Below are 25,146 nucleotides of genomic sequence, written 5' to 3'. Positions count from 1 at the left end.
GCGACGCCGCACCACCGTGGCTCGCCGGCGACCCATCGGCGCCGGATCGCCGCACGCCCGGCGGGATCCGGCCGCCGGGCGGTCAGTCAGGCGATGAGCCAGATCCCACCGCGAGGCGTTCAACCACATCCTCACTGTCAGGCGAGGCGGAAGCGCACCCGGTCGCCGGGGCGGAGCTGGGCGGCCCCGGCGAGGCTCGCCGAGGTCAGGACTGCGATGACCGGGTAGCCGCCGGTCGGCGGATGGTCGGCGAGGAACACGATCGGCTGGCCGCTGGGCGGCACCTGCACCGCCCCGGCCACCATGCCCTCGCTGGGCAGCTCCCCCTGCCGGGCGCGCTCCAGGCGGGCGCCGCGCACCCGCACGCCCACCCGGTTGCTGTCCTGGCTGACCTCGTACGGCCCCGCGCACAGGGTGGCCAGGGCTCCGGGGGCGAACCAGTCGTCCCGGGGACCCGGCAGGACCCGCAGCACACCCGCCCCGGGCCCCGGCCGCGGCGCCGCGTCCACGGTGATCGGCGGCAGCCCGCCGGTCGGTCCCACCGGCAGGACCGTCCCGGCGGCGAGCGGGGCCGGGCCGAGCCCGGAGAGCGAGTCGGTCGAGCGGCTGCCCATCGTGACGGGCGCCTCGACACCGCCCCGGACGGCGACGTAGGTGCGCAGGCCGGCCCCGGGCATGCCCAGACACAGCTCGCCGCCCGCCGGGACCCAGAAGGGCGCGCACATCCCCTGAGAGACCGTCACGCGCCGGATCGTCTCGCCCGGGGGGGCGCCGCCTGTGGACGCCCCGCTCACGGACGCCCCGCCCGCGACGGCCAGGACCGTCCCGCCCGGGACCGCCGCGCGCGGTCGTACGAGGTCCACAGGGCAGGCCGCGCCGGTGACGGCGACCCAGGCCCCGGCGGTGAGGCGCAGCCGGGCGCCGCCGAGGGTGAGCTCGATCCCCGCGGCCCCCTCCGGATTGCCGACCAGGCGGTTGGCCAGCCGCAGGCTCGGCTCGTCCGCCGCACCCGAGCGGGGCACCCCGAGATGGGCGTACCCCGGCCGGCCGAGATCCTGCACGGTGGCGTACGGCCCCGGAGCGATCACCTTGATCATGGCTCGCCGACCGCCAGGAACCGTACCCGCGTCCCCGGGGTGAGCAGGGCGGGCGGCTCGGCGGCCACGTCCCACACCGCTGTCGCGGAGCGGCCGAGCAGCCGCCAGCCACCGGGGGAGGCCGAGGGGTAGACCGCCGAGTAGGGGCCGGCGACCGCCACCGCCCCGGCGGGCACCGAGGTCCGAGGGGTGTCCAGCCGGGGGACGTGCAGCGCCGGGTCCAGCCCCGTGAGGTAGGCGAACCCGGGGGCGAAGCCCAGCCAGCCCACCACCAGCTCCCGTCCGGTGTGCCGCTCGACCACCTCCCCGGGGGAGAGCCCGCTCAGCGCGGCGACGTCGTCGAGGTCGGCGCCGTCGTACACGACGGGAAGGACCACCTCGAGCGCGTCCGCGGCCACCGTCGCGTCCGCGGCGGACGCCGTGTCCAGCAGGCGGGAGAGTTCCTCCCGCAGGCGCGCAGGGTCGGCTCCCGGCGCGGTGACGAGGACCGTGACGGGGCCGGGCACGATCTCGACCACCCCGGGGGGCCGGTCGGCCCGCAGCAGGGCGTCCAGCCGGTGGGATACCTCCAGCGAGCCGGTCTCCACCAGCAGCGCGTGCTCCCCGGTCCGCCGGATCCTCACGTGAAGGACCTCAGCGTCACTCCGGCGTCCACCAGGCCGTCGCGGACGGCGCGGGCCATCAGCACGGCGCCGGGGGTGTCGCCGTGCACGCAGATCGAGCGCGCCTCGACGGGGACCCGCGAGCCGTCCACCGCCTCGACCACCCACTCGGTCGCCATCCGCACGGCCCGGTCCGCGACCGTGCCGGGGTCGTGCAGCACCGCGCCGGGGGAGCGGCGGGAGACCAGCGTTCCCGCGCCGGTGTAGGCGCGGTCGGCGAAGGCCTCGACGACGGTGGTGACCCCCTCACCGGCGGCGATCTCGTGGACGACCGAACCGGGCAGGGTCAGCAGCGGCAGGCCCCGGTCGTAGTCGGCGACCGCCGCCACGACGGCCCCGGCCTGCTCGGGGTCGCGGCAGATCCGGTTGTACAGCGCGCCGTGCGGCTTGACGTAGGAGACCCGGCCGCCCATCGCCCTGGCGATGCCGTCCACCGCCCCCAGCTGGTAGAGAATCTCGGCGCAGAGCTCCTCGGGGTCGACGTCCATCTCGCGGCGGCCGAACCCGGCCAGGTCCCGGTAGGACACCTGGGCGCCGATCGCCACCCCCCGGTCGACCGCCGCCGCGCACGTGCGGCGGATGTTCAGCGGGTCGCCCGCGTGGAATCCGCAGGCGACGTTGGCGCTGGTCACGATGTCGAGCAGGGCCTCGTCGTCGCCCAGCTGCCAGATCCCGAAGCCCTCGCCCAGATCGGCGTTGAGATCGATCACCATGGCTCACCTACACCGGGGGTTCGTCGGGAATGTCCGCGATGTCATCGAGGGCGATGGCCAGCTCCTCGGGGTCGTCCCCGATGCGTTCGGCGATCTCGATCAGCACGTGCAGCACGTCGTGCCGGTCGTGGCCCAGGTCCAGCAGCCGCTGCGCCGCCTCCCAGAGCTGCGGCGGGTCGCCCTCCCAGAGCCGGGCGGCGATCTCCTCGTGCCAGGCGAGGTGCTCGTCGTAGTCGCGCCGGTCGAGCTCACCGGCGTGGTCGATGCCCAGCAGGATCCGCCGGTCGGTGTCGTCGGCCGGGTTGAGCAGGCTGAGCTTGATCTCGCCGTGCGTGCCCTGCAGGAAGGGGAACGCGAACACCCGCCTGGCCAGTGCCGACAGGTCGCCGTCCGGCAGCAGCCGGTCGAGCAGGTCACGGTCGAGCCCGAAGGTCGTCGGATCGCGGTAGGACTCCGCGAACTTGCCGGTCGCCTCCCAGACCGCGTCGAGGGTGGCCCGCAGCCCCTCGTCGGGCAGGCCGGTCCGGCCGGCGGCGAACCGCGCCCACGCGCCCAGCACGTGCGGCACCGCCTCCTGCTCGGCGGTGGTGAGCATCACCTTGCGCGGCAGCCAGTCGAGGAGGAACGTCTCGCACTTGGTCGGGCTCACCCGGAGCGGGCGGCCGAAATCCTGGTCGCAGCCGTAGTCGATGATGTGGTCGGCGCACCGGGAGGCCGCCGAGGGGTCGGACAGGTGCTCGGCCGCGTCCGAGGAGAGGAACTCGGCCGCCAGCATCGCCCGGCGGTCGCGGCTGTAGGGGGCCTCGCTGTGCAGCGGGGCCGGCCGCTTCCTGCCGGGCGGCAGCGCCTTGATCCGGGACCTGGCGAAGGCGTGGTAGGCGCTGTAGCTGTCGCTGACCGGCGCGGACGTCCTGCGCTGGCCGTACTCGGCGGTGGCCTTCATGGCCGATTCGAGCAGCGCCCTGGCCTGCTGCGGCTCGATCTCCCCGAACCTGAGCATCGGGTTGCCCTCGGCCTCGGCCCTGGCCTGCTCCAGCAGCTTGTCGACGTGCGAGGAGACCCAGGCGTCGCGGGCGATGCCGCGCATGTTGTAGTCGACGATCACCACCAGCGCGTGCCGGTCCTCGACGCTGTCGGCACCCCGGTAGCCGAAGGTGCACACGACGGTGTCCTGGTCGCCGTACGCGTCGCGGGAGACGAAGCAGCCGTTCGTCTTGACCACGCCCAGCCGGTCGGCCCAGCGGGGCCTGGCCACGCCGCGCTCCATGAGCGCCAGGGCGGCGCCCTCCGCCTTGGCGGCCTGGCGGGCCGTGCCGAGGTAGGCCAGCGCGATCAGCAGGGTGAGCGCGGCGGGCGAGCCGGCCTTGGCCGCGTAGTCGACCAGGCCCTCACCGAGGACCTGCTCGGCGTCCCCGCGTCGCAGCCGGCGCCCCCACCAGGCTCCGACCATGTCGGAGACCATGAGCTCGGCGTCCAGCGGGCTGCGTACGGCCAGCAGCTCGCGAGCGGCGAGCAACATCTCGGAGAAGACCGCCTCGGGGGACTGGCTCTCCCTAAGGTCTCGACGATGTCGCCGGCTCAAGCAGCCTCCCCCGTCGGGCGCGCGAGCCCGTCGCGGACGCCGCCGCGTCGATTGGCCCGCTCGCTTCCCTCGCTCACGTCCCAACCTTCTCGCATTCCCGGTCCAAACGGTGCGTAGAAGACGGCCGGGTGCTCCCGATGCTACCGGGGACCGCGGGGCGGCGGCGCGGAGTTGACGAGGGCGAGCAAATGCTCGCGGGCGACGCGCTCGACGACCTCGGCCGTCGCCTCGATGCCGAGATGCTCGGCACAGGCGCAGACGTCGGCCACGCACCTGTCGACGGTGTCGACGGGAACCGTCAGGAACTCGGCGGCCAGGTGAGAGGTCACCGGCTCGTGGAGGACCGTCGGAGGCGCCGAGGACGCGGCGGACGCCGAGGACGCTGAAGGCGCTGAAGGCGCTGAAGGCGCGGCGAGGGTCGGGGAGGGCCCGGCGAAGCGGGTAGTCAAAACGGGCATGGATGTCGCATTCCTCCGGAGTTTCCCGGGGGCATCCCCCGGATGTGTCGGCGAGGACGTGCGTTTTCATTCCACAACTTATCTCGGGAGTGTCAACCCTTGGCGCCGTGATATGGAAAGCTGGCCCCGTGTCTTGACTGAATCCTGCAACAGGGGAGTAAGTGAGTGTCCCCGAACAGGGAGCCGAATTGACGGCGAGTCAGTAGCCTGATCTCGCCTGCAAGCCCGACGGAGATGAGGTGGGCAGTTGCCGGGACGGTCCGGCCCGATCCTGCTATGGTCCTGGCCGCAAACGTTCGGAGGCACAACGCCGGCCGGTCGGCGCTCGTGCGGGGGCCCCCTCGCGCCGGTGCGAGGGTTCCGGTGATCGGAGCGGCGGTGTTCCCGGGGTGCGCGGACCGCATCCTGGGCGGGGCTTCCGTCCGCACCTGCCCATCGCCGATGATGTACTCCAGGATCCGGTCCCCCGGAGCCGCGCTACGCCAATTCGCAAGTTTGGAGATGTGCCTCGTGGGAGACCCTGGCACGCGACGGAGGTGCCGACCATGAGCGCCGAAACCTCCGTGCCCCGTCCCCGGGAGTCGGGTGTGGACATCTCAGACTCCGGCCTGCTGCAGGGCCTGCTTTCACAGTCGCCGTTCGCCTTCGCGTTCTTCGACCCCGACGGCCGCTTCGAGCGCGTCGACGAGGTCTTCGCCGACGTGGTCGGCCTGCCCGCCGAGCGCCTGGTCGGCCGGGCCCCCGGCGAGCTGCTCTCCGCCGACCTGACCGCCCTGATCGAGGGCTCGGTGCGCGGCATCGTCGCGGGGGCCGAGGTCGAGGGCGACCAGCGGATCCGCGTGCGCACCGCCGACGGGCGGACCCACCACTGGTCGCTGACCTTCTCCCCGATCCACGACGACAAGGGCGCGCTCCGCGCGATCTGCCTGGTCGGCGTCGACATCACCGACAGCAGGCAGGTCGAGGAGGACCTCAGGCGCAGCGAGGAGCGCTACCGCTCGCTGGTCGAGGCCCAGTCCCAGCTCGTGTGGATCACCGCGCCCAACGGCGTGGTGGAGGAGGACGCGCCGCAGTGGCGGGCCATCACCGGCCAGGGGCTCGAGGAATACCTCACCCACGGCTGGCTGGAGGCCGTCCACCCCGACGACCGCCCGCACACCGAGGAGGCGTGGCGCGAGGCGCTGCGCGGCCGGATCATGTTCGAGTGGAGCTACCGGGTCCGCACCCGGGCCAGCGGCTACCGGCACTTCGAGGTGCGCGCCGTCCCGATCATCCGGCACAACCGGGTCGTCGAGTGGGTGGGCGCCAACACCGACGTCACCCCGCAGCGCGAGGCCGAGGAGATGCGCGGCCGCCTGACCGACCAGCTCGGTGCCGCGGCCCTGCGGACCGCGCGCCTGCAGGGCGCCACGGCGATGCTCGCCGAGGCGCTCACCGTCGAGCAGGTGGTCCAGGTCATCATCGACGTGGGCCGTACGGCGCTGGCGGCCGACCGCTCGGCCGTGGCGCTGCTCGACGTCGACCGGGCCGCGCTGAAGCTGGTCAACAGCGGCGGCATCCCCGACGTCCCCGGTGCGCCCGGGGAGGAGATCCCGCTGTCGCACTCCAGCGTGATGACCATGGCGGTCAACAGCCGGCGCCCGGTCTTCGCCGAGTCGCCGGAGAGCCTGCGGTCCCAGCTGGTCGACGCGGGCGGCGACAACGAGGCCATCACCGGATTCATCGCCCACAGCGACGAGCGGGCCTGGGTGGGCCTGCCGCTGCTGGCCGCAGGTCGCGCGCTCGGCGCGCTGAGGTTCTCCTTCACCCGCCCGCAGAAGATCTCCCAGGAGGACGGGGTGTTCCTGGAGGCTCTCGCGGGGCAGTGCGCCCTCGCCGTGGAGCGGGCCACCCTGTTCGAGCGCGAGCACCGCACGGCCGAGACGCTCCAGCGCAGCCTGCTGCCCGACCGCCTGCCGGTGGTCCGGGGCCTGGTCCTCGCCCAGCGGTTCCGCTCGGGAAGCCGCCACGTGCAGGTCGGCGGCGACTGGTACGACGCGTTCGTGCTCCAGGACGGCCGGGTCGCGGCGGTGGTCGGCGACGTCATGGGCAAGGGCGTCAAGGCCGCGGCCGGGATGGGCCGTATCCGCAACGCCATGCGGGCCCTGGCGCTGACCAACCCGCCGCCCGCGGCGGTGCTCACCGGCCTCGACAGGGTCTTCGAGGCCACCGAGGAGGAGGAGCAGGTCACGACCCTCGCCTACATGGTCGTCGAGCCGGGCACCGGAGAGGGCACGCTGGCGCTCGCCGGGCACCCGCCGCCCCTGCTGGTCTCCCCGCAGGGCGTGCCGTTGCTGTGCGACGGCGAGCCCGGCACCCCGCTGGGCTGGCCCACGAGCCGCCGGCAGTTCAGGTTCTGCGTCCCGCCAGGCCACACTGCTGTCCTGTATTCGGACGGTCTGGTGGAGAACCGGAAGCGTGGTCTCGATGCCGGACTTGCCGATCTTTGCTCTGTTGTGACCGAAGCGCCGGCCGAAGTGGTGGGAAGCCCCCACATGTTGCTAGATTTTCTTGTAGATCGCATGCTGTCCGGGTATGAGCAGGATGACGACGTCACGGTGCTCGCGATTCACGTTCCTCTCGCCACGAAGAGTGACTGAATGAAACAGTCATAACGGTTGCTTTCGGGTATCGGTGCCTCGCTTCCGTACGCACTACTCTCTTGGTCGGCCTAGGGTGGAGGGCAACCGCCAGGAGGCGGCCGTATGGATCACGGTGTCATGCCACAATGCTGGACAGGTGCGTCGCGGTTCGCGCGGCCTCGTTAATCACAACTAGAGGTAAAACTGCCCCTAGTTGGGCATCTGGGTCCATTCTCGTCACGCTTTCCTTCGAGAGGTGTTCGTGTCGCCTGCAAGTTCGACTCGCTCGAAGCCATCCGAGCTGAACGAGCCCGTCATTCAGCAGCTGATGGAGCGGGGGCGCTCGCAGGGGTTCCTCGAGTCCGAGGATGTCCGCAAGGCCGTCGAGGAAGCGGACATTCCGATGGCGCAGGTCGCTGGAATCCTGCGAAGCCTCAGCAAAGAGGGCATCACAGTACGGCTGACCGCCGAGGACTCCGCGGCTCCCAAGAAGCCCCGCACTCCCGCCAAGCGCCGCACTGCCCCGGCCGCGCCCGCCGCCGTCAAGAAGACCAAGACCGCCGCGGCGGCCAAGGAGCAGCCGGAGACCGTCACCGCGGTCGTCAGCGGCTCCGAGTCCGCCGCGACCGCGGCCAAGAAGCCGGCGGCCCCCGCCAAGGCGGCTCCGGCCAAGAAGGTCGCCCCGGCCGCCAAGAAGCCGGTTCCCGCCCCGCCGCCGAAGAAGGCCGGGCCCGAGGCCGGGGGCCCCGCTCCGGCGTCCGCGCCGAAGCCGGTCACCGGTGACGACGACGAGGTCATCGACCTCGAGGACGTCGAGATCGAGGACTTCGACCTGGAGGCCGTGGCCGAGGTCGAGGTAGAGGTGGAGGTCGAAGCCGAGGTCGAGGTGGAGGCCGAGGCCGAGGCCGAGGAGGAGCCCAAGGTCGAGGCCGTCGAGGTGAACGAGGACGAGGTCCTCATCCTCACCGACGACGACGATGACGCCCCGGTTCCCCAGGTCGCCGCCGCCGGTGCCACCGCGGACCCGGTCAAGGACTACCTCAAGCAGATCGGCAAGGTCCCGCTGCTCAACGCCGAGCAGGAGGTCGAGCTCGCCAAGCGCATCGAGGCCGGCCTGTTCGCCGAGGAGCAGCTCGGCACCGACGGCGAGAAGCTCCCGGTCGACGTCCGCGCCGAGCTGGAGTGGATCGCCGAGGACGGCCGCCGGGCCAAGAACCACCTGCTGGAGGCCAACCTCCGCCTCGTGGTCTCGCTGGCCAAGCGCTACACGGGGCGCGGCATGCTCTTCCTGGACCTGATCCAGGAGGGCAACCTGGGCCTGATCCGCGCGGTCGAGAAGTTCGACTACACCAAGGGCTACAAGTTCTCCACCTACGCCACGTGGTGGATCCGGCAGGCGATCACCCGTGCCATGGCCGACCAGGCGCGGACCATCCGCATCCCGGTCCACATGGTCGAAGTGATCAACAAGCTGGCCCGCGTCCAGCGGCAGATGCTCCAGGACCTGGGCCGCGAGCCCACCCCGGAGGAGCTGGCGCGCGAGCTCGACATGACCCCCGAGAAGGTCGTCGAGGTCCAGAAGTACGGTCGCGAGCCGATCTCCCTGCACACCCCGCTGGGTGAGGAGGGGGACAGCGAGTTCGGTGACCTCATCGAGGACTCCGAGGCCATCGTTCCCGCGGACGCGGTCAGTTTCACGCTTCTGCAGGAGCAGCTCCACTCCGTTCTGGACACGCTGTCCGAGCGCGAGGCGGGCGTGGTCTCGATGCGGTTCGGCCTGACCGACGGTCAGCCGAAGACGCTGGACGAGATCGGCAAGGTCTACGGGGTGACGCGCGAGCGCATCCGGCAGATCGAGTCCAAGACGATGTCCAAGCTCCGCCACCCGTCCCGGTCGCAGGTGCTGCGCGACTATCTCGACTGATCCTTCCTGACAAAGGGTCCGCACCGTACGGTGCGGACCCTTTGTCGTTAACGCCGGTGTAACGGGTCGGTAGCACGTCGGGTGAAACGGACTTCTAGGCTGCCGCCTCATGGGTGTGGCCGAGGCTGACAGGATTCGCGCCCGGGGGCTGCAGGTGATCGTCGATCGTCCGTGGGCGGACGCGATGCTCGACGACGCGGTCGCCGCGGTCCGCCGGAAGGCGTTCGAGGCCGGTCCGATCACGATCGGCGCGGCTCGCGGCGATCCGGAGAGGCGTGCGCTCAGGGTCGAGGCGCTGGCCAGGGCGGCCGTCGGCCACAGCCGTGCCATAGAGGCGTTGGCGGCCCGCGACCGGGCCAATCCCGACCTCTGGCTCTGGCTCGGGCGCACCCGCATCGAGGAAGCCTGGACGATCAAACCGGATGCCAGGGCGCGGGCCGTGCAGGCGCGGCGCGTGCAGGCGTTCCAGCAGGCGATGGAGTCGGCCAGGGGGCCGCTTTTCACCGCGGCGTCGCTCGAGCCGTCCGATCCGGTGCCCTGGGAGTCGATCATGTGGCTCTACCTCGGTCTCGACCGGCCGCGCCAGGAGAAGGACGCGGTCTGGTACGAGGCCGTTCGCCGTTATCCGACGCTGTTCCCGGCCAACGTGGCCCGGCTCATGATGCTGTCCCCCGCCTGGGGCGGCAGTGCCCAGGAGATGCTGGAGTTCGCCAGGCAGGCCGTCTCGCGGGCGCCGGACGGGGATCCGATGGCGTCCCTGATGCCGTTGGCCCACTTCGAGCGGGTGGCCGCCGAGCGGTCGCCGATGTCGCGCGGCGGCTGGTTCTCCGACGAGGCGCTGCGCGAGGTCGTCTCGCACTCGGGTCGCTGGCCGGGCCGGGACGGCCATCCCCGGTCGGTCGAGGCGCACAACCTGTTCGGGGCCGCCTTCTACCTCGCCGACCTGCGGCGGCCCGCGCGCGGGCACCTGATGCGGACGGGAGGCAGGGTCAGCCGGTTGCCGTGGTCCTACCTCGGGGATCCCGCCCAGCAGTTCCAGCGGGCCTGCGGGCGGCTCCACCTCGTCGCGGCGTGAACCCGGCCCGGGTCCTCAGGCGCGGCGGGACACGCCGGATCCCGTCCCCGGCGCGGCCCCGGCGCGCCCGCGGAGGATCACACCATGACGTCGAGCGTCCACGGCCGTTTCCCGGCGGGCGGCGCGCCGAGGACGACGGAGTGGCCCAGGTGATCCAGAACCTTGGCGAGCTCCTCGGGGCTCCCCGGATCGACGCCCCCCTCGAGCAGAGAGCGGGCGATCACGCCGCGGGTGGCCTTGGCCATGTGGCTGACCACCTTCCCGTCCCTGAGCACCCGGACCGCCACCGCCCGCCCGCCCGGCTGCCACGCCGCCGCGTACGTGCTGGAGCGCAGGTCCACGACCAGGCCGGGCGCGGCGTCGAGCAGCGGCGTGACCGACCGGCGCCAGAAGGCGCCCAGGCCGCCGAGCGGCGGCAGCCGCACCCCCATCGACAGCCGGTACGGCGGCACGCGGTCGCCGATCCGCAGTAGGCCCCAGAGGCCGGAGAAGATCAGCAGGCTCTCCGAGGCCCGTGCCGCCGCCTCGGGGGACAGCGAGGCCAGGCCGAGGTTGTCGTAGAGCACGCCGGTGTACAGGTCGGCCGCGGCCAGCGTCGGCGCGGTCCGCAGGAGCAGGTTCCTGCCGACCTCACCGGCCTGTCCCGGCGACAGGCCGAGGGTGTCCCGCGCGGCAGGGTCCCGGCACAGCTCGGTGAGCGCGTCCAGGACGGTCTCCCTGGGCGAGCCGAGAGCGGGAAAGCTCAGTCCGGGCAGGTCGAGGGCCGGGCCGTCGCCCCGCGCGGCCTTCCCCTCGGACGGAGGCAGCAGAATCAGCACAGTCGCCGAGCGTAGTGGGACGATCGGGGGTTAGGATCCTTCAGCATGATCGATGAGGTCTTCGACCGGCTGGTCGACCAGGCCTGGCCGGCGATCCAGCGGGTGGACGCCGGAGGCTGGACGCTGCGCGCCGCGGACGGGGTGACCAAGCGGGCCAACTCCGTGCTGCCGCTGGGCGAGCCGGAGGATCTTCGAACGGGCATCGAGAGAGCCGAGAAGTTCTACGCCGACCGGGGCCTGCCCTGTGTCTTCTCGGTGGGAGGCGGCGCCACGCCCGGCCTGGACGCGTCACTGCGGGCGCGCGGCTACCGGGTGGTGGACCCCACATTGATCATGACGGCGCGCCTCGCGCCCGGGGACGGGCCGCCTGAGGAGCCCGGAGGCTCGCGGGAGGCCGGAGAGCACGAAGGGGCCAGGGAGAGGGTCGAGCTCGCTGAGGCGCCCTCGCAGGCGTGGCTGGACGCCTGGTGGAGCGTGGACGGGAGGTTCGGTGGCGACGGTCTGGTGACGGCCGCGCGGATCCTCACCGGCGTGCCCGCCGTATACGCCTCGCTCGGCCGGGAGGCCGTGGGACGGGGCGTGGTCCAGGGGGAGTGGTTCGGGATCTACTCCATGGCCGTACTGCCGCACGCGCGGCGCCGGGGGCATGGACGGAAGATGTTGCGTGCCCTGCTCTCGCATGCGCGGGCGCAGGGCACACAGCGGGCATATTTAGTCGTAGTGGAGTCGAACACCGCTGCCAGGGCGCTCTACGAGCGGCAGGGCTTCACGGTGGCGGGCCGATATCACTATCGGGTCCGATGATGGCTCCATTCGTCTGGTTATCGTTCGTCGTTGCCTGCCGTTGCCGGGGCGTCGCTGAGACGAGCGGACTCGTCCTGGATGTTGGCGCCCTTGTCTCGCAGCACGGCCACGTGCTGCCGCCCGTGGTGGGCGCAGAACAGCAGCTCCCCACCTACGGGCAGGGTCGCGCGGATGTAAGCCTGGGCGCCGCACCGGTCACAGCGGTCAGCAGCTGTGAGCTGCTTGGCGGGGGCGAGGGTTCCAGTCACGTATCGCCTTTCAGGTCATCCCCTGAGGTGGAGGATCTGGCGTCAGTCACTTGAGAGAACATCTAACCCGATACGAACGTTCCCAACCGACCCCCTGCTACGCCCAGAGCGGAAAGTGTCCGAAAGTAACGATGATCACGCCGGATGTAACACCTGTGCCCACCGGATGGCAAGCTTGTACGCGTCGTGGTGGGAAGAACGGTAAGCTGCGCACACGTGTTCGACAGAGTGGGAGTGGGCGTGACCGCAGTTAGCGCGGAGACGGGTTATACGGCCCGCCACCTGTCGGTGCTGGAGGGTCTGGAAGCCGTCCGCAAGCGTCCAGGCATGTACATCGGGTCGACCGACAGCCGCGGTCTCATGCACTGCCTGTGGGAGATCGTGGACAACGGGGTCGACGAGGCCCTGGCCGGCTACTGCAGCCGCATCGAGGTCGAGCTTCACCCCGACGGCTCCATCGAGGTCCGCGACGACGGCCGGGGCATCCCGGTCGACGTCGAGCCCAAGAGCGGCCTGGCGGGCGTGGAGCTCGTCTACACCAAGCTCCACGCGGGCGGGAAGTTCGGCGGCGGCTCCTACGGCGCCTCGGGCGGCCTGCACGGCGTCGGCGCCTCCGTCGTCAACGCCCTGTCCTCGCGGCTGGACGTCGAGGTCGACCGCGACGGCCGGATCCACGAGATCAGCTTCCGCAGGGGCGTTCCCGGCGTCTTCGACGGCGACGGCCCCAAGGCCAAGTTCAAGAAGAAGTCCGGGCTGCGCGACGGCGGCGCCGTGGCGAAGAACGTCACCGGCACCCGCGTGCGCTTCTGGGTCGACCACCAGATCTTCCTTCCCGAGGCCGAGGTCTCCCTCGACGAGATCCACGTCCGCCTCCGCCAGACCGCGTTCCTGGTCCCCGGCCTGACCCTGGCCGTGCGCGACAGCCGCGGCGAGGAGGCCGTCGAGGAGGAGTTCCACTTCGACGGCGGCATCTCGGAGTTCACCGAGTTCCTCGCCCGCGACGAGGCCGTCTGCGAGGTGCTGCGCCTGCAGGGCGCCGGCCACTTCCACGAGACCGTTCCGGTCCTCGACGACCTGGGGCACATGACCCCGACCGAGGTCCAGCGGGAGCTCACCGTCGACGTGGCGGTGCGCTGGGGCAAGGGCTACGACAGCACCGTCCGCTCCTTCGTCAACGTGATCGCCACCCCCAAGGGCGGCACCCACGTCAACGGTTTCGAGCGCGCCCTCGTCCGCACCCTGAACGAGCAGCTGCGCGAGACCCGCCTGCTCAAGAACGGCGACGCCCCGGTGACCCGCGAGGACATCATGGAGGGCCTCACCGCCGTGGTGACCGTCCGGGTGCCCGAGCCGCAGTTCGAGGGCCAGACCAAGGAGGTCCTGGGCACCTCCGCGGCCTCCAGGATCGTCGCCCACGTCGTCTCGCGAGAGCTCAAGGAACTGCTCGCCAACCCGCCGCGCAACGCCAAGGCGCAGCTCCGCGCGGTCCTGGAGAAGATCGTCGCGGCGGCCAAGGCCCGCATCGCCGCCCGGGAGCACCGCGACAACCAGCGACGCAAGACCGCCCTGGAGAACTCGGCGCTCCCCGCCAAGCTGGTCGACTGCCGCAGCGACGAGGTCGACCGCAGCGAGCTGTTCATCGTCGAGGGCGACTCGGCGCTGGGCACCGCCCGCGCGGCCCGCAACTCGGAGTTCCAGGCGCTGCTGCCGATCCGGGGCAAGATCCTGAACGTGCAGAAGGCGTCCGTCGCCGACATGCTCAAGAACGCCGAGTGCGCCGCGATCATCCAGGTCATCGGCGCGGGTTCCGGCCGCTCCTTCGACATCGAGGCCGCCCGCTACGGCAAGGTCATCCTGATGGCCGACGCCGACGTCGACGGGGCGCACATCCGCTGCCTCCTGCTGACCCTGTTCCACCGCTACATGAAGCCGATGGTCGAGGCCGGGCGGGTCTTCGCCGCCGTGCCGCCGCTGCACCGCATCGAGGTCATCAACCCCACGCGCGGTCATGGAAAGTACGTCTACTGCTACTCCGACGCCGAGCTGCAGCGGGTGCTGCGCGACCTGGAGCGCCGGGGCAAGCGCTGGAAGGACCCGATCCAGCGCTACAAGGGCCTGGGCGAGATGGACGCCGACCAGCTGGCCGAGACGACCATGGAGCCTCGGCACCGCACCCTGCGCCGGGTCCGCATCGAGGACATCGAGGAGGCCGAGCGCATCTTCGCCCTCCTGATGGGCAGCGACGTGGCCCCGCGCCGGGAGTTCATCGTGAGCAGCGCGGCCGAGATCGACCGCGACCACATCGACGCGTGACCGTGACCGTCCCCGCCGGGTGATTCCCCGGCGCGGACGGCTGACGGCGAGCTCCGCGGCCCGATCGGCCGATCGGGCCGCCGCCGATCGGGCGTGCCCGTGAGTCGTCCGCCGGGCCCGGTGCCTTCGAACGCAGGCGAGCACGGCCGATCGTGAAACCGGGATCCGGCCCCTGCCGGGACCGGATCACGAGGTTCGGATCACGAAGCCCGGATCACGAGGTTCAGATCTCGACCGGCATCAGCTTGCCGGTGCGCACGTCGTAGATGGCCCCGCCGACCGGCATGCCGACGGGCAGGAACGGGCTCGTCCTGATCCGTACGAGATCATGACGGAGCGCCGCGTCCTGGTCGGGGACGGTGTGGAAGTCCAGGCTGCGGGTGTCGACGCCGCGCCGGGCGGCGATCGCGTGCACCTCGTCGTCGGTGACCTTGTTCATGCCGCAGTCGGTGTGCGGCATGACCAGCACCCGCTCCACGCCCAGCAGGTTGACCGCCAGGACGAGCGTGCGCAGGACGTCGTCGGTGACCCGGGCCCCGGCGTTCCGGAGAATCTTGGCGTCGCCCGGCTTCAGGCCGAAGAGCCCCAGCGGATCGATCCGCGAGTCCATGCAGGTGACCAGGGCGAGGCCGCAGGCGGCCCTGCCGGTCAGTCCGGCGTCGGTGAACGTGGCGGAGAACTCCTCGTTGGCGGTCAGCAGGTCGTCAAAAGCACTCACGTGCGCACCCTTCGGTCGGCGCAATCAACGGACTAATGATGCTTCATGCCCGTTTCCGGAACGTTGCCGGGGGCGCACCTGGTGACGACTTCACCAAGATCCCGCCGTCGCCTATCACTCTAGGTCATGATGTCGTCACCCAACGTCCGGAAGTGTGGAGAGGCTGATGAGCAGGACCGAATCGCTGGCCGACTATCTTCGTGACCAGGGCAGGCGAAAGCTGGACCGGGTCGAGGCCAGGGACGGGGGCCGCAACGCGCGCTCGGCGCTGGCCCTGCTCGACGCGGCGGTCTACACGCGGTCGCTCAAGGACGACGACCCGTTTGTGGCCGTTCTCGCGGAGGCGGGGTGTTTCGGCCCCCAGGGGACCGGTGAGTTCGAGCCGACGGACCGGGTCGCCCGGGTCGTCCGCTTCTGGGAGTCGGGTGAGCCCTGGCAACTGCTGATGGCGATCCGGTTCGCGCTCCAGGGCGTGCTCACCTGAGAGCCCGGGTTTCAGCCCGTCCGCCAGGGAAAGGCGGACCCGGACCGTGGCCGTGGCACCGGGCCGGGGCGCCCCGCGTGCCCCTGGCCGATCGGTACGGCAGCCGTTGAGGCTCCCGGTGACACCGCCATAGGATCTTCGTCGGTGCCGAGTCTGGGAGGAAGCATGGGAATCGCGCAGCTGAGGTCGATCGTTCTCGATTGCCCGGACCCCAAGCAACTGGCCGACTTCTACAGCGCGCTCCTGGGCTGGCAGGTCGCCAGCGTCGAGGACGAGTGGGTGGTGGTCACCGGGGGCAGGCCCGGACGCCTCTGCTTCCAGCTGGTCCACGACTACCGGCCGCCGGAGTGGCCCACCACCGAGCGGCCCCAGCAGTTTCACCTCGATCTGACGGTCGAGAACCTCGACGAGGCCGAGAAGGAGGCGCTGGCGCTGGGCGCGTCCAAACACCCGTACCAGCCGGGCGAGAACGAGGGTTTCCGGGTCTTTCTCGACCCCGCCGGGCACCCGTTCTGCCTGTGCGTCGACTGACCCTCCTGAGTGATCTCAGGGCCTCCGGGCCGATCCTGGCGTCCGGCGGGCTCCCGGCGTCGCGGCCGGCCGGCCGTCCCCGTGCATGTCGCTCCGTGCGCGCCGGGGCCTCGGGGCCGGAAGCCTCACGGAGGCCCTCACGGAGGCCCTCACGGAGGCCCTCACGGCCCGCCGGCCGCCTCCCGTGATCTCGGAGCCCGCGAGGGTTCGCCGCGCGAGGCCCCGGGAACCCCGCCGTCCTGGCGGGGCCCCGGGGCCTTTGTCGCGGGCGGGTGGTCACTCCTCGGGGGCGGGAGCCGCCGCCGAGCCCTCCTCGCCGCCTCCGGCGCCGAGGGCGCCGCCCACGGCCGAGACGGTGTGGGTGAGCCGTACGCCGGAGCCGTCACGGCGGCCCAGCTCCTCGGGCAGGGGCACGGGCTTGCCGACGGCAGAGACCGCGCGGGCCGGTCCGGGGCCCGCCCAGGCGAGCAGCAGGACGTCCTCGCCCTTGAGGAACCGCTGGACGCGGACCCCGCCGGTGCCCCGGCCCTTCGGCGGATATTCGGCGAAGTCGGAGATCTTGGCGCCGCCGATCTGGGTGCCGGGCAGCGCCGTCGAGGAACCGGCGATGGTCACGACCTGCGACTCGCGGGCCGGATCGACCGCGCCGAACCAGATCACCACGGCATCGCCGTCCAGCCGTACACCGGCCATGCCGCCCGCGGGACGGCCCTGCGGGCGGACGACGGAGGCGGAGTAGCGCAGCAGCTGTGCCTCGGAGGTGATGAAGACGAGATCGTGGTCCTCGCTCTCCAGTTCCACCGCGCCCACCACCGTGTCGCCGTCCTTGAGGGTGATCACCTCGAAGTCGTCGCGGTTGGCCGGGTAGTCGGGAACGACCCGCTTGACCACCCCCTGCGCCGTGCCCAGCGCCAGGCCGGGCCCGTCGGGATCGAGCGAGCCTATGCCGACGACCGTCTCGCCCGGGTTGAAGGTGACGTACTCCGTGACCGGGTGGCCACCGGACAGCGACGGCGGGTTGGCCGAGCGGGGCAGCGTGGGCAGGTCGACCACCTGGACCCGGATCATCCGCCCCTGGTTGGTGACCACGCCCACCTCGCCCCTGACCGTGCTCCGCACGGCGGAGACCAGCACGTCGTGGGACGAGCGGTCACCGTCGCCGGCCAGCGGCGAGGCGTCGAAGGTGCGGGCCAGCAGGCCGGTGGAGGAGAACAGCACCAGGCAGGGGTCGTCGGCCACCTCCAGGGGGACCGAGACGTTCCTCGTGACCCCCGAGGACTCCAGCAGCACCGTGCGGCGCGGGGTGCCGAAGGTCTTGGAGACCTGGGCGAGCTCGTCGGAGACGACCTTGCGGAGCCTGTCGTCGGAGGACAGGATCGCGGTCAGCTCGGCGATCTCGTCGCGCAGGGTCTGGCTCTCGCGGTCGAGCTCCAGCTTGTCGTAGCGGGTCAGGCGGCGCAGCGGGGTGTCGAGGATGTAGTTGGCCTGGGTCTCCGACAGCTCGAAGACCTCCGTCAGGCGCTCGCGGGCCTGGGCGGAGTTGTCGGAGGAGCGAATGACCTGGATGACCTCGTCGATGTTGAGCAGGGCGACGATGAGGCCCTCGACGAGGTGCAGCCGCTCCTCGCGCCTGCGCCGGCGGTACAGGGAGCGGCGGCGGACCACGTCGATGCGGTGGTCGACGTAGACCTGCAGCAGCTCGCGCAGGCCCAGCGTGCGCGGCTCGCCGTCGACCAGGGCGACGTTGTTGATGCCGAAGGTCTCCTCCATCGGCGTGAGCCGGTAGAGCTCCTCCAGCACGGCCTCGGGGATGAAGCCGTTCTTGATCTCGATGACCAGGCTCAGGCCCTTGTGCCGGTCGCTGAGGTCCTTGAGGTCGGAGATGCCCTGGAGCTTCTTGGCGGTGACCAGCTCCCTGATCTTGGTGACCACGCGCTCGGGGCCGACGTTGAAGGGCAGCTCGGTGACGACGATGCCCTTGCGGCGGGGGCTGACCTGCTCGACGGCGCACTTGGCGCGCATCCGGAAGGTGCCCCGGCCCTTGGCGTACGCGTCGCGGATGCCGTCGAGGCCGATGATCGTGCCGCCGGTGGGCAGGTCGGGGCCGGGGACGAACCGCATCAGGTCGTCGAGCGTCGCGTCGGGCTTCTTGATCAGATGGCGGGCGGCGGCGACGACCTCGACGAGGTTGTGCGGCGCCATGTTGGTGGCCATCCCGACCGCGATGCCGGTGGCACCGTTGACCAGCAGGTTGGGGAAGGCCGACGGCATGACCGTGGGCTCGGTCTCCTGGCCGTCGTAGTTGGGCTTGAAGTCGACCGTGTCCTCGTCGATCGACTGGACCACGGCCATGGCCGCCGAGGCCAGCCGGGCCTCGGTGTAGCGCATCGCGGCGGGCAGGTCGTCGGGGGAGCCGAAGTTGCCGTGCCCGTCGATGAGCGGCAGGCGCATCGAGAACGGCTGGGCCATGCGGACCAGCGCGTCGTAGATGGCGGTGTCGCCGTGCGGGTGGAGCTTGCCCATCACGTCGCCGACGACGCGCGACGACTTGACGTGGCCCCGGTCGGGCCGCAGGCCCATCTCGCTCATCGAGTAGAGGATGCGGCGCTGGACCGGCTTGAGGCCGTCCCTGGCGTCCGGCAGCGCACGCTGGTAGATCACCGAATATGCGTATTCGAGGAAGCTGGTGCGCATCTCGGTGGAAACGTCGATGTCGACGATCCGCTCCTCGAAGCCCTCGTCGGTCGGGGGTGTGGTCGTCCGTCGAGCCATCTGATTTCCTGCGCGCGCGCCCCGGCCGTCTGGCCGAGGGGAGGCGCATCCTCCTTCTGTCTTCGTGGTCCAACCGTTGGCGCCGGCTCCCCGGGGAGCCTTGGCCGGGATGTCCGGTGGGAGGCCGGTGACGGGGGCGACCGGGCATCATACCGAGACTCGATACCATACCCAGCCCATCCGACACTTCCGGGCCTTCCCCGGCCTGCCCGTGGGTACTGCCGCTACGGCGCCGTGCCGGGGGCGGCCGATGTGCCGGGGAGGCCTCGGGTCCTGGGGCCCGCTCCCGGCCAGGGGCCGGGGGTCTCACCCTCGTACTCGTCGCCGGGGACGTTCACCTTGGTGTCGTAGACCCTGAAGCCGCGCGCCTTGTAGTTGGCGAGCGCCACCGGGCTGTCGAGGGAGCAGGTGTGCAGCCACACCCGCCGGGTCGCCTCCCGCTCCGGCTGCCGGTCGGCCAGGTCCCAGGCCCTGGCCGCGCCGATCTCCAGGAGGTGACCGCCGATGCCCTTGCCGATCGCCCACGCCAGGAGACCGAAGGAGGCGATCTCGACGGTCCCGCCGTCCTGGGGGACGAGCTCGACATAGCCCGCGGGGGTGCCGCGGTGGTAGGCCACCCAGGTCTCCACGCCGCCGGCCAGCCAGTCCGCCCACTCGTTCCAGGTCCACGGCAGCTTGTTGGTCCAGTGCCAGTCCCCGCCGACGGCCGTGAGGAGGAACCGGTTGAACTCGGGCGAGGGCAGCTCGGCGCGCACGACGTCGACCTCGACCGACGGCGGCTTGGCGGGCAGCAGGTCCGAGCGTGAGGTCTGTTCGAGGTACCAGGTGGTGACGTCCATAGTGGATGCATCAAATCACGGCTCGGAGCCCGTCAGGTCCCCAGCTCCCGGCGCCGCGGGTGCCGGTGGCGCCGGTGGAACGGGCCGCGGCCCCCCGGCGGCGCCTCACGGAGTCCCGCCGCGCACCCGCCGCGCGCCCGCCGGGCACCGGTCGGGCACTCATCGGGCGTCTGCCGGGCGCCTGGAGGCCCGCCGATCACTCCTCTCGGCTCCCGTCCGGTACGGCCCGCGCCGGGCGCCGTTCCCCTCCCGGGTACGGCAAGTGCCGCCCGTGTATGCCGTACCGGGGAAAAACAGTCGGCGAGACCTGGTACCAATGACCGGGTGAGCGAAGAGCTGATGCTGCGCGAAGAGGCCGAGGGGCGGCTGCGGGCGCTCGCCGGGGAGCACGCCCGGCTGCGCGAGGACCAGTGGGCGGCGATCAAGGCGCTGGTCATGGACCGGCGCCGGGTGCTCGTGGTGCAGCGCACCGGCTGGGGCAAGTCGGCGGTCTACTTCATCGCCACCGCGCTCCTGCGCGAGCTGGGCGAGGGGCCGACCGTCATCGTGTCGCCGCTGCTGGCCCTGATGCGCAACCAGATCGCCGCCGCCGAGCGCGCCGGGATCACCGCGGTCACGGTCAACTCGGCCAATCCCGAGGAGTGGGAGCAGGTCTACAACCAGGTCGCCGAGGGCGAGGTCGACGTGCTGCTCGTCAGCCCCGAGCGGCTCAACAACCCCGACTTCCGCGACCACGTGCTGCCCGAGCTGGCCGAGAGCGCGGGCCTGATCGTGGTCGACGAGGCACACTGCATCTCCGACTGGGGCCACGACTTCCGCCCCGACTACCGGCGGCTGCGCACGCTGTTCGAGGAGCTCACCGAGGGCGTGCCGATCCTCGCGACCACCGCCACGGCCAACGCCAGGGTCACCCGCGACGTCGCCGAGCAGATGGGCGAGGAGACGCTCGTGCTGCGCGGCGCGCTGGAGCGCGACAGCCTCCACCTCGGGGTCGTGCGCCTGCGCGGCGCCGAGCAGCGCCTGGCCTGGCTCGCCCGCACGCTGCACGAGCTCCCCGGCTCCGGCATCGTCTACACGCTCACCGTGGCCGCCGCCCAGGAGATCGCCGCCTACCTGCGCGAGCAGGGCCACGAGGTGATCGCCTACTCCGGGCAGACCGAGCAGGCCGAGCGGCTCGCCGCCGAGCAGGCACTGCTCGACAACAAGATCAAGGCACTGGTCGCGACCTCCGCGCTCGGCATGGGCTACGACAAGCCCGACCTCGGCTTCGTGGTGCACGTCGGCGCGCCCCAGTCCCCGGTGGCCTACTACCAGCAGGTCGGTCGTGCGGGCCGAGGGGTCGAGCGGGCCGAGGTGATCCTGCTGCCCGGCGCGGAGGACCGCGACATCTGGGCCTACTTCGCCTCACTGGCCTTCCCCCCCGAGCCCGTCGTGCGCTCCGTGCTGGCCGCGCTGGAGGAGGGCGGCGTGATGTCCACGGCCGCCCTGGAGAACCGGGTGGACCTCAGCCGCAGCCGCCTGGAGACCATGCTGAAGGTCCTCGACGTCGACGGCGCGGTGCGCCGGGTCAAGGGCGGCTGGGAGTCCACCGGCGAGCCATGGGGCTACGACGCCCCGCGCTACGCCAGGGTCGCCGCCGAGCGCGAGGCCGAGCAGCGGGCCATGCTCGAATACCTCGACACCACCGGCTGCCGGGAGGAGTTCCTGCGCCGCCGCCTCGACGACGACACCGCCTCTCCCTGCGGCCGCTGTGACAACTGCACCGGCCTCCACCGCTCGCCCGAGGTGGACGAGCAGGCCGTACGGTCGGCCGCCGACCGGCTCCAGCGGCCCGGGGTGGACGTCGAGGCGCGCAAGCAGTGGCCTACCGGGCTGGCCGACCTCAAGGGCCGGATCAGGCCGGAGCTGGGCGCCGAGCCCGGCCGGGCGCTGGGCAGGCTCACCGACATCGGCTGGGGCAACCGCCTGCGCGGCCTCCTCGCCGACGGCGCCGCCGACGGGCCGGTCCCCGACGACGTCTTCGCCGCTGTGATCAAGGTGCTGTCGTCCTGGGAGTGGGCCCAGCGCCCGGTCGGCGTCGTCGCGGTGCCCTCGGGCAGCCGCCCCCAGCTCGTCCGCAGCCTCGCCGAGCGGCTGGCCCAGGTGGGGCGCCTGTCCTACCTGGGCGACCTCGGTTACCGGTCGGGCCCGCCCGGACGGCAGTTCAACAGCGCGCAGCGCGTCCAGGCGATCAGGGGCACCCTGGCCATGCCCGCCGCCCTGGGCCCGGCCGTCGCCGGGGCCGGAGGCCCGGTCCTGCTCGTCGACGACCTGGTCGACACCGGCTGGACGATGACGCTGGGAGCCGCCATGCTCCGCCACGCCGGGGCCCCCGCCGTGCTGCCCCTCGCCCTCGCGGTCACCAGCTAGAAGCCGGTCGGGAGCCCGTCGGGAATCGCCGGGAAGGGGGCGGCGGGCTCCCTGGAAGGCGCGGCCCCGACGAAAGGCGCGGCCCTCAAGAAGGCCTCAAGAAGGCCTCAGGAAGGCCTCAAGAAGGTACGTCCCCCAGGAAAGGCGCGGGTCTCAGGAAAGGCCCAGATCGACGTAGTCGTAGTCGGAGAAGGCGTGGCTGACGTGCACGTTCGTCAGGCGCTTGCCGCGGAGCAGGACGCGGGTGTCCCACTGGACGGGCAGCACGACGGCCTGCTCCATGACCGTGCGGTCGACCCGCGCCCACAGCTCCTCGCGCCGGCCGGTGTCGAGCTCGGCGCCGGCCTGGTCGATGAGGTGGTCGGCCTCGGGCAGGCGCACGCTCACGTTGAACGACAGGCCGTCCTCCAGGATCTCCCTGCTGTCGGTCAGGTACGGCAGGTAGCTGGCGCCCTCCGGCCAGTCGGCGGTCCAGGCCCGGATGGAGAGGCCGATCTTCTCCTTCCGCAGGTAGGAGGGGCTGCCGCCGTGCTGGGCCGTGTGCTCGGCCTGCGACATGCCCCTGAGCGTGAGCCGGATCCCGACGCGTCCCAGGGCCGTCTTCAGGGCCTCGGCGGCCTTCCGCTCGGCGGGCTGCCCGGCCCGGAAGACGATCGTGGCCGCGAAGCCGCCGGGCCGCCCGCACGCGGCCAGCTGCCCGCGAGCCGCGGCCACGTCGCCCTTGCCGGTCTGGTACAGGTTCAGCGGACGGTGCCCGGAGATGGTCGGCGGGAGCAGCCCGGTGGCGATCGTGCCCGCGCGCAGGCCGCGGCCGTAGGCGTCGCGCAGGGCCTCCCGGTCCGCCGCGGCGAACACGGCCCTGCGGCAGGCCACGTTGTCGAAGGGCAGCACCTGCGGGTTGATCGCGACGTACCGCAGCCAGCCGATCGTGGGCGCGTCGGCCCTCGCCCTGAGCGCGGGATCGGCCGCGATCCGCTCCGGCAGGTTCGCGCTCGCGCCCGAGTCGAGGTCCAGGTCGAGGTCGCCGGAGACGAGGCCCTTGTCGACGGCGTCCTGGTCCATGTCGAAGGTGATCTCGTAGCGGTCGGGGAGCGCCCGGCGGTTCGGGTCGGTCGCCGGTGACCAGTGCGGGTTGCGGACCAGGACGAGCCGCTTGCCCCGCTCCGCGCTCTCGAACATGTAGGGGCCCGAGGAGAGCACGTGCTTCTCGTACGCCGCGCCGGTGTCCTTCGCCTCGGGGACCGGCATGGTCTGGGGGACCTGGGCGACGTGGTCGAACGCCCCGTGCGGCTTTCTGAGGTGGAACACGACGGTCCGGTCGTCCGGGGTCCGGATCGCCCCGTCGGTGTCGGCCTTCGGCGACGCGAAGTAGCCCCGGTAGCCCGAGGGCAGGTTCAGGAGCTCCTCGAAGTGGTACGGACCCCGGCTGAGCGTGTCCTTGCCGATCGCGCGGAGCACGGCGTGCTTGACGTCCGCGGCGACGATCGGCGTGCCGTTCTCGTACTTCAGGCCCTCCCTGAGCCGGTACGTCCACGTCCTGCCCCCGTCGCTGGGCACGCCGGGGCCCTCCGCCAGGTCGCCGACGAGTTCCCGGCTCCCGGCGCCGGGAACGGGCCGGTACATCGTCAGCGAGCGTCCGTAGAGCCGCGCGACGTTCCACAGCGACGGGTAGTAGGTGTTGCCGGGATCGAAGGAGTCGGCGACGAAGCCGGCGCCGAACCGCATCGTCCCGCCCCTGCGTGCCGAGGGGTTGACGACCGAGGCCGAGGCGGCGTCGAAGCCGGTCGGCGCCGGCTTCGGCGTCACCCGCGAGACGGCGCCGGGCTCGCCGGACGGCAGGACCAGCCAGGTGGCGACGCCCAGCGCGCAGGCGGTCGCCAGGGCCGAGGCGGCGAGCAGGATCCGCCGGCGCCCCACCGTGCCGGCGAGCCGGGCGAGCCGGCCGGGTGACGGCGAGGAGAACCCGGTGGAAGGCGTCGCGGGAGACGGCGCCCCCGGCGGCGCCCCCGACGGCGCTCTCGACGGCGCTCTCGACGGTGCTCTCGACGGTGCTCCAGACGGTGCCGGGGACGGGACGGAGGACCGGGGCGGGACCGGCGCGCGGCCCGGCAGGGGGGCCGGTGCCGGGAACGCGGCGGAGGAGCGGGCCGTTCCCGGCGCGCGGGGTGGCGGGGGAGGCGCGGGGGGCGGGAACGTTCCGGAGACCGGCCCGGGACCACCGGCCGCGTTCAGCAGCATGTCCAGCACGTCGGCCGAGCCGGGCCGGGAGCGGGGGTCCTTGGTGAGGGCCTCGCCCAGCAGCGGGCGCAGCGACTCCGGCACGCCGGACAGGTCCGGTTCCGCGATGAGGATGCGGCGCATCACCACGGCCAGGTTGCCCAGCCCGAACGGCGGCTGCCCGGTCGCCGCGAACACCATGGTCCCGGCCCAGGCGAACACGTCGCCCGCCGGTCCGACCTCCTGCTCGTGGAACTGCTCGGGCGCCATGTAGGCGGGCGTGCCGACCAGGTCCGTGGTCAGGCTGTACGCGGCGTCCAGGGCTCTGGCGATGCCGAAGTCGATGACGCGGGGGCCGTCGGGACCGAGCAGGACGTTGCTGGGCTTGAGGTCGCGGTGCACGATCCCGGCACGGTGGATCGCGGCCAGCGCGGTGGCGGTGGCGACGGCCAGCCTGACCAGCGCGTACTCCTCGCGCGGGCCCTCCCTGGACACCACCTGCTGCAGCGACTCGCCGTCGACGTACTCGCTCAGGATGTACGGCCGGTCGCCGGTGGCGTCGGCCTGCAGCACCCGGGCGGTGCAGAACGGGGCGACCCGCCGGGCGGCGTCGGCCTCCCGCTGGAAGCGCCGCTTGGCATGCGCGTCGTCGGAGAGCCTGGCGTGCAGCACCTTGAGCGCGACGCGCTCTCCCTCGGGGGTGCGCGCCAGGTAGACCACGCCCTGGCCGCCCTCGCCGAGGAATCCGACCAGCCGGTGCGGGCCGATCAGCTCCGGGTCACCCGGCCGCAGGGGGCGGGGCTCCGGCATGCGTCACTCCAGGGGGTCGCCGCGAACATGGTCCCACCACATTATTGGATC

At 72.1% G+C, this 25,146-nt stretch carries 19 protein-coding genes; 8 read left to right on the top strand and 11 right to left on the bottom strand.

What is annotated here, in order from left to right; genetic code table 11:
• Positions 1–137 precede the first annotated feature (137 nt).
• From ACTOQ1_RS04675 to ACTOQ1_RS04655, 5 genes are all read right to left on the bottom strand, one after another.
• On the bottom strand, positions 138–1,097 hold the full coding sequence (locus ACTOQ1_RS04675; RefSeq protein ID WP_440064655.1) for a biotin-dependent carboxyltransferase family protein: 960 nt from the start codon (positions 1,095–1,097) through the stop codon (positions 138–140).
• Positions 1,094–1,720 (bottom strand): 5-oxoprolinase subunit B family protein, encoded by a 627-nt coding sequence (locus tag ACTOQ1_RS04670; RefSeq protein WP_440064653.1) that lies wholly within the window; start codon positions 1,718–1,720, stop codon positions 1,094–1,096. The genes ACTOQ1_RS04675 and ACTOQ1_RS04670 overlap by 4 nt, the downstream gene beginning before the upstream one ends.
• A complete protein-coding gene (locus ACTOQ1_RS04665; RefSeq protein ID WP_440064652.1) occupies positions 1,717–2,472 on the bottom strand; it encodes a LamB/YcsF family protein in 756 nt (251 codons plus the stop codon). Before ACTOQ1_RS04665 ends, ACTOQ1_RS04670 begins: the two co-directional genes overlap by 4 nt.
• A 7-nt stretch (positions 2,473–2,479) precedes the next feature.
• Entirely contained in the window at positions 2,480–3,991 is a 1,512-nt protein-coding gene (locus ACTOQ1_RS04660) for a hypothetical protein (protein WP_440064782.1), read from the bottom strand.
• A gap of 203 nt (positions 3,992–4,194) precedes the next feature.
• Positions 4,195–4,383 (bottom strand): hypothetical protein, encoded by a 189-nt coding sequence (locus ACTOQ1_RS04655; protein WP_440064651.1) that lies wholly within the window; start codon positions 4,381–4,383, stop codon positions 4,195–4,197.
• Positions 4,384–5,057: 674 nt separating this feature from the next.
• Here ACTOQ1_RS04655 and ACTOQ1_RS04650 point away from each other — a divergent pair.
• The 3 genes from ACTOQ1_RS04650 (at position 5,058) to ACTOQ1_RS04640 (ending at position 10,132) form a co-directional block, all read left to right on the top strand.
• Positions 5,058–7,151: a SpoIIE family protein phosphatase gene (locus tag ACTOQ1_RS04650; RefSeq protein ID WP_440064650.1), complete on the top strand. Its 2,094-nt coding sequence runs from the start codon at positions 5,058–5,060 to the stop codon at positions 7,149–7,151.
• A gap of 244 nt (positions 7,152–7,395) precedes the next feature.
• Positions 7,396–9,057 (top strand): RNA polymerase sigma factor, encoded by a 1,662-nt coding sequence (locus ACTOQ1_RS04645; RefSeq protein WP_440064648.1) that lies wholly within the window; start codon positions 7,396–7,398, stop codon positions 9,055–9,057.
• Positions 9,058–9,166: 109 nt separating this feature from the next.
• A complete protein-coding gene (locus tag ACTOQ1_RS04640) occupies positions 9,167–10,132 on the top strand; it encodes a hypothetical protein (protein ID WP_440064647.1) in 966 nt (321 codons plus the stop codon).
• A gap of 77 nt (positions 10,133–10,209) precedes the next feature.
• On the opposite strand, the gene ACTOQ1_RS04635 is transcribed toward ACTOQ1_RS04640, so the two are convergent.
• The gene (locus tag ACTOQ1_RS04635; protein WP_440064646.1) at positions 10,210–10,950 is read right to left on the bottom strand and encodes a YaaA family protein; all 741 of its coding nucleotides are present in this window, start codon (positions 10,948–10,950) and stop codon (positions 10,210–10,212) included.
• A gap of 45 nt (positions 10,951–10,995) precedes the next feature.
• On the opposite strand from ACTOQ1_RS04635, the gene ACTOQ1_RS04630 reads away from it, so the two are divergent.
• Complete coding sequence (locus ACTOQ1_RS04630) at positions 10,996–11,754, top strand: GNAT family N-acetyltransferase (RefSeq protein ID WP_440064645.1); 759 nt, start codon at positions 10,996–10,998, stop codon at positions 11,752–11,754.
• Between the two features lie 17 nt (positions 11,755–11,771).
• Here the strand turns inward: ACTOQ1_RS04630 and ACTOQ1_RS04625 are convergent, their stop codons facing one another.
• On the bottom strand, positions 11,772–12,002 hold the full coding sequence (locus ACTOQ1_RS04625; RefSeq protein WP_030920243.1) for a DUF7455 domain-containing protein: 231 nt from the start codon (positions 12,000–12,002) through the stop codon (positions 11,772–11,774).
• A 240-nt stretch (positions 12,003–12,242) separates the two neighbouring features.
• On the opposite strand from ACTOQ1_RS04625, the gene ACTOQ1_RS04620 reads away from it, so the two are divergent.
• Positions 12,243–14,315 carry a DNA gyrase/topoisomerase IV subunit B gene (locus ACTOQ1_RS04620; RefSeq protein WP_440064643.1) on the top strand — a complete coding sequence of 691 codons (2,073 nt, stop codon included), beginning with the start codon at positions 12,243–12,245 and terminating at the stop codon, positions 14,313–14,315.
• A gap of 223 nt (positions 14,316–14,538) precedes the next feature.
• Here ACTOQ1_RS04620 and ACTOQ1_RS04615 read toward each other — a convergent pair whose 3' ends face one another.
• A complete protein-coding gene (locus tag ACTOQ1_RS04615) occupies positions 14,539–15,033 on the bottom strand; it encodes a beta-class carbonic anhydrase (RefSeq protein WP_440064641.1) in 495 nt (164 codons plus the stop codon).
• A gap of 166 nt (positions 15,034–15,199) precedes the next feature.
• Here ACTOQ1_RS04615 and ACTOQ1_RS04610 point away from each other — a divergent pair, with 166 nt between their 5' ends.
• Both ACTOQ1_RS04610 and ACTOQ1_RS04605 read left to right on the top strand, forming a co-directional pair.
• Positions 15,200–15,517, top strand: a complete 318-nt coding sequence (locus ACTOQ1_RS04610; RefSeq protein ID WP_440064640.1) for a hypothetical protein — start codon at positions 15,200–15,202, stop codon at positions 15,515–15,517.
• A 165-nt stretch (positions 15,518–15,682) separates the two neighbouring features.
• Positions 15,683–16,048 (top strand): VOC family protein, encoded by a 366-nt coding sequence (locus ACTOQ1_RS04605; RefSeq protein WP_440064639.1) that lies wholly within the window; start codon positions 15,683–15,685, stop codon positions 16,046–16,048.
• Positions 16,049–16,324: 276 nt separating this feature from the next.
• On the opposite strand, the gene ACTOQ1_RS04600 is transcribed toward ACTOQ1_RS04605, so the two are convergent.
• A complete protein-coding gene (locus ACTOQ1_RS04600; protein WP_440064638.1) occupies positions 16,325–18,820 on the bottom strand; it encodes a DNA gyrase/topoisomerase IV subunit A in 2,496 nt (831 codons plus the stop codon).
• A 224-nt stretch (positions 18,821–19,044) separates the two neighbouring features.
• Complete coding sequence (locus ACTOQ1_RS04595) at positions 19,045–19,659, bottom strand: GNAT family N-acetyltransferase (RefSeq protein ID WP_440064636.1); 615 nt, start codon at positions 19,657–19,659, stop codon at positions 19,045–19,047.
• 339 nt (positions 19,660–19,998) lie between these two features.
• Between ACTOQ1_RS04595 and ACTOQ1_RS04590 the strand changes: the two genes are divergently transcribed.
• Entirely contained in the window at positions 19,999–22,068 is a 2,070-nt protein-coding gene (locus ACTOQ1_RS04590; RefSeq protein WP_440064781.1) for a RecQ family ATP-dependent DNA helicase, read from the top strand.
• A gap of 153 nt (positions 22,069–22,221) precedes the next feature.
• Here the strand turns inward: ACTOQ1_RS04590 and ACTOQ1_RS04585 are convergent, their stop codons facing one another.
• Positions 22,222–25,095, bottom strand: a complete 2,874-nt coding sequence (locus tag ACTOQ1_RS04585; RefSeq protein WP_440064635.1) for an ABC transporter substrate-binding protein — start codon at positions 25,093–25,095, stop codon at positions 22,222–22,224.
• Between the last annotated feature and the right edge of the window lie 51 nt (positions 25,096–25,146).

Origin of the sequence: Streptosporangium sp. OZ121 (assembly GCF_051918885.1) — a bacterium.
Taxonomy (GTDB): Bacteria; Actinomycetota; Actinomycetes; order Streptosporangiales; family Streptosporangiaceae; genus Streptosporangium.
This window is presented reverse-complemented; position numbering and strand designations above follow the sequence as displayed.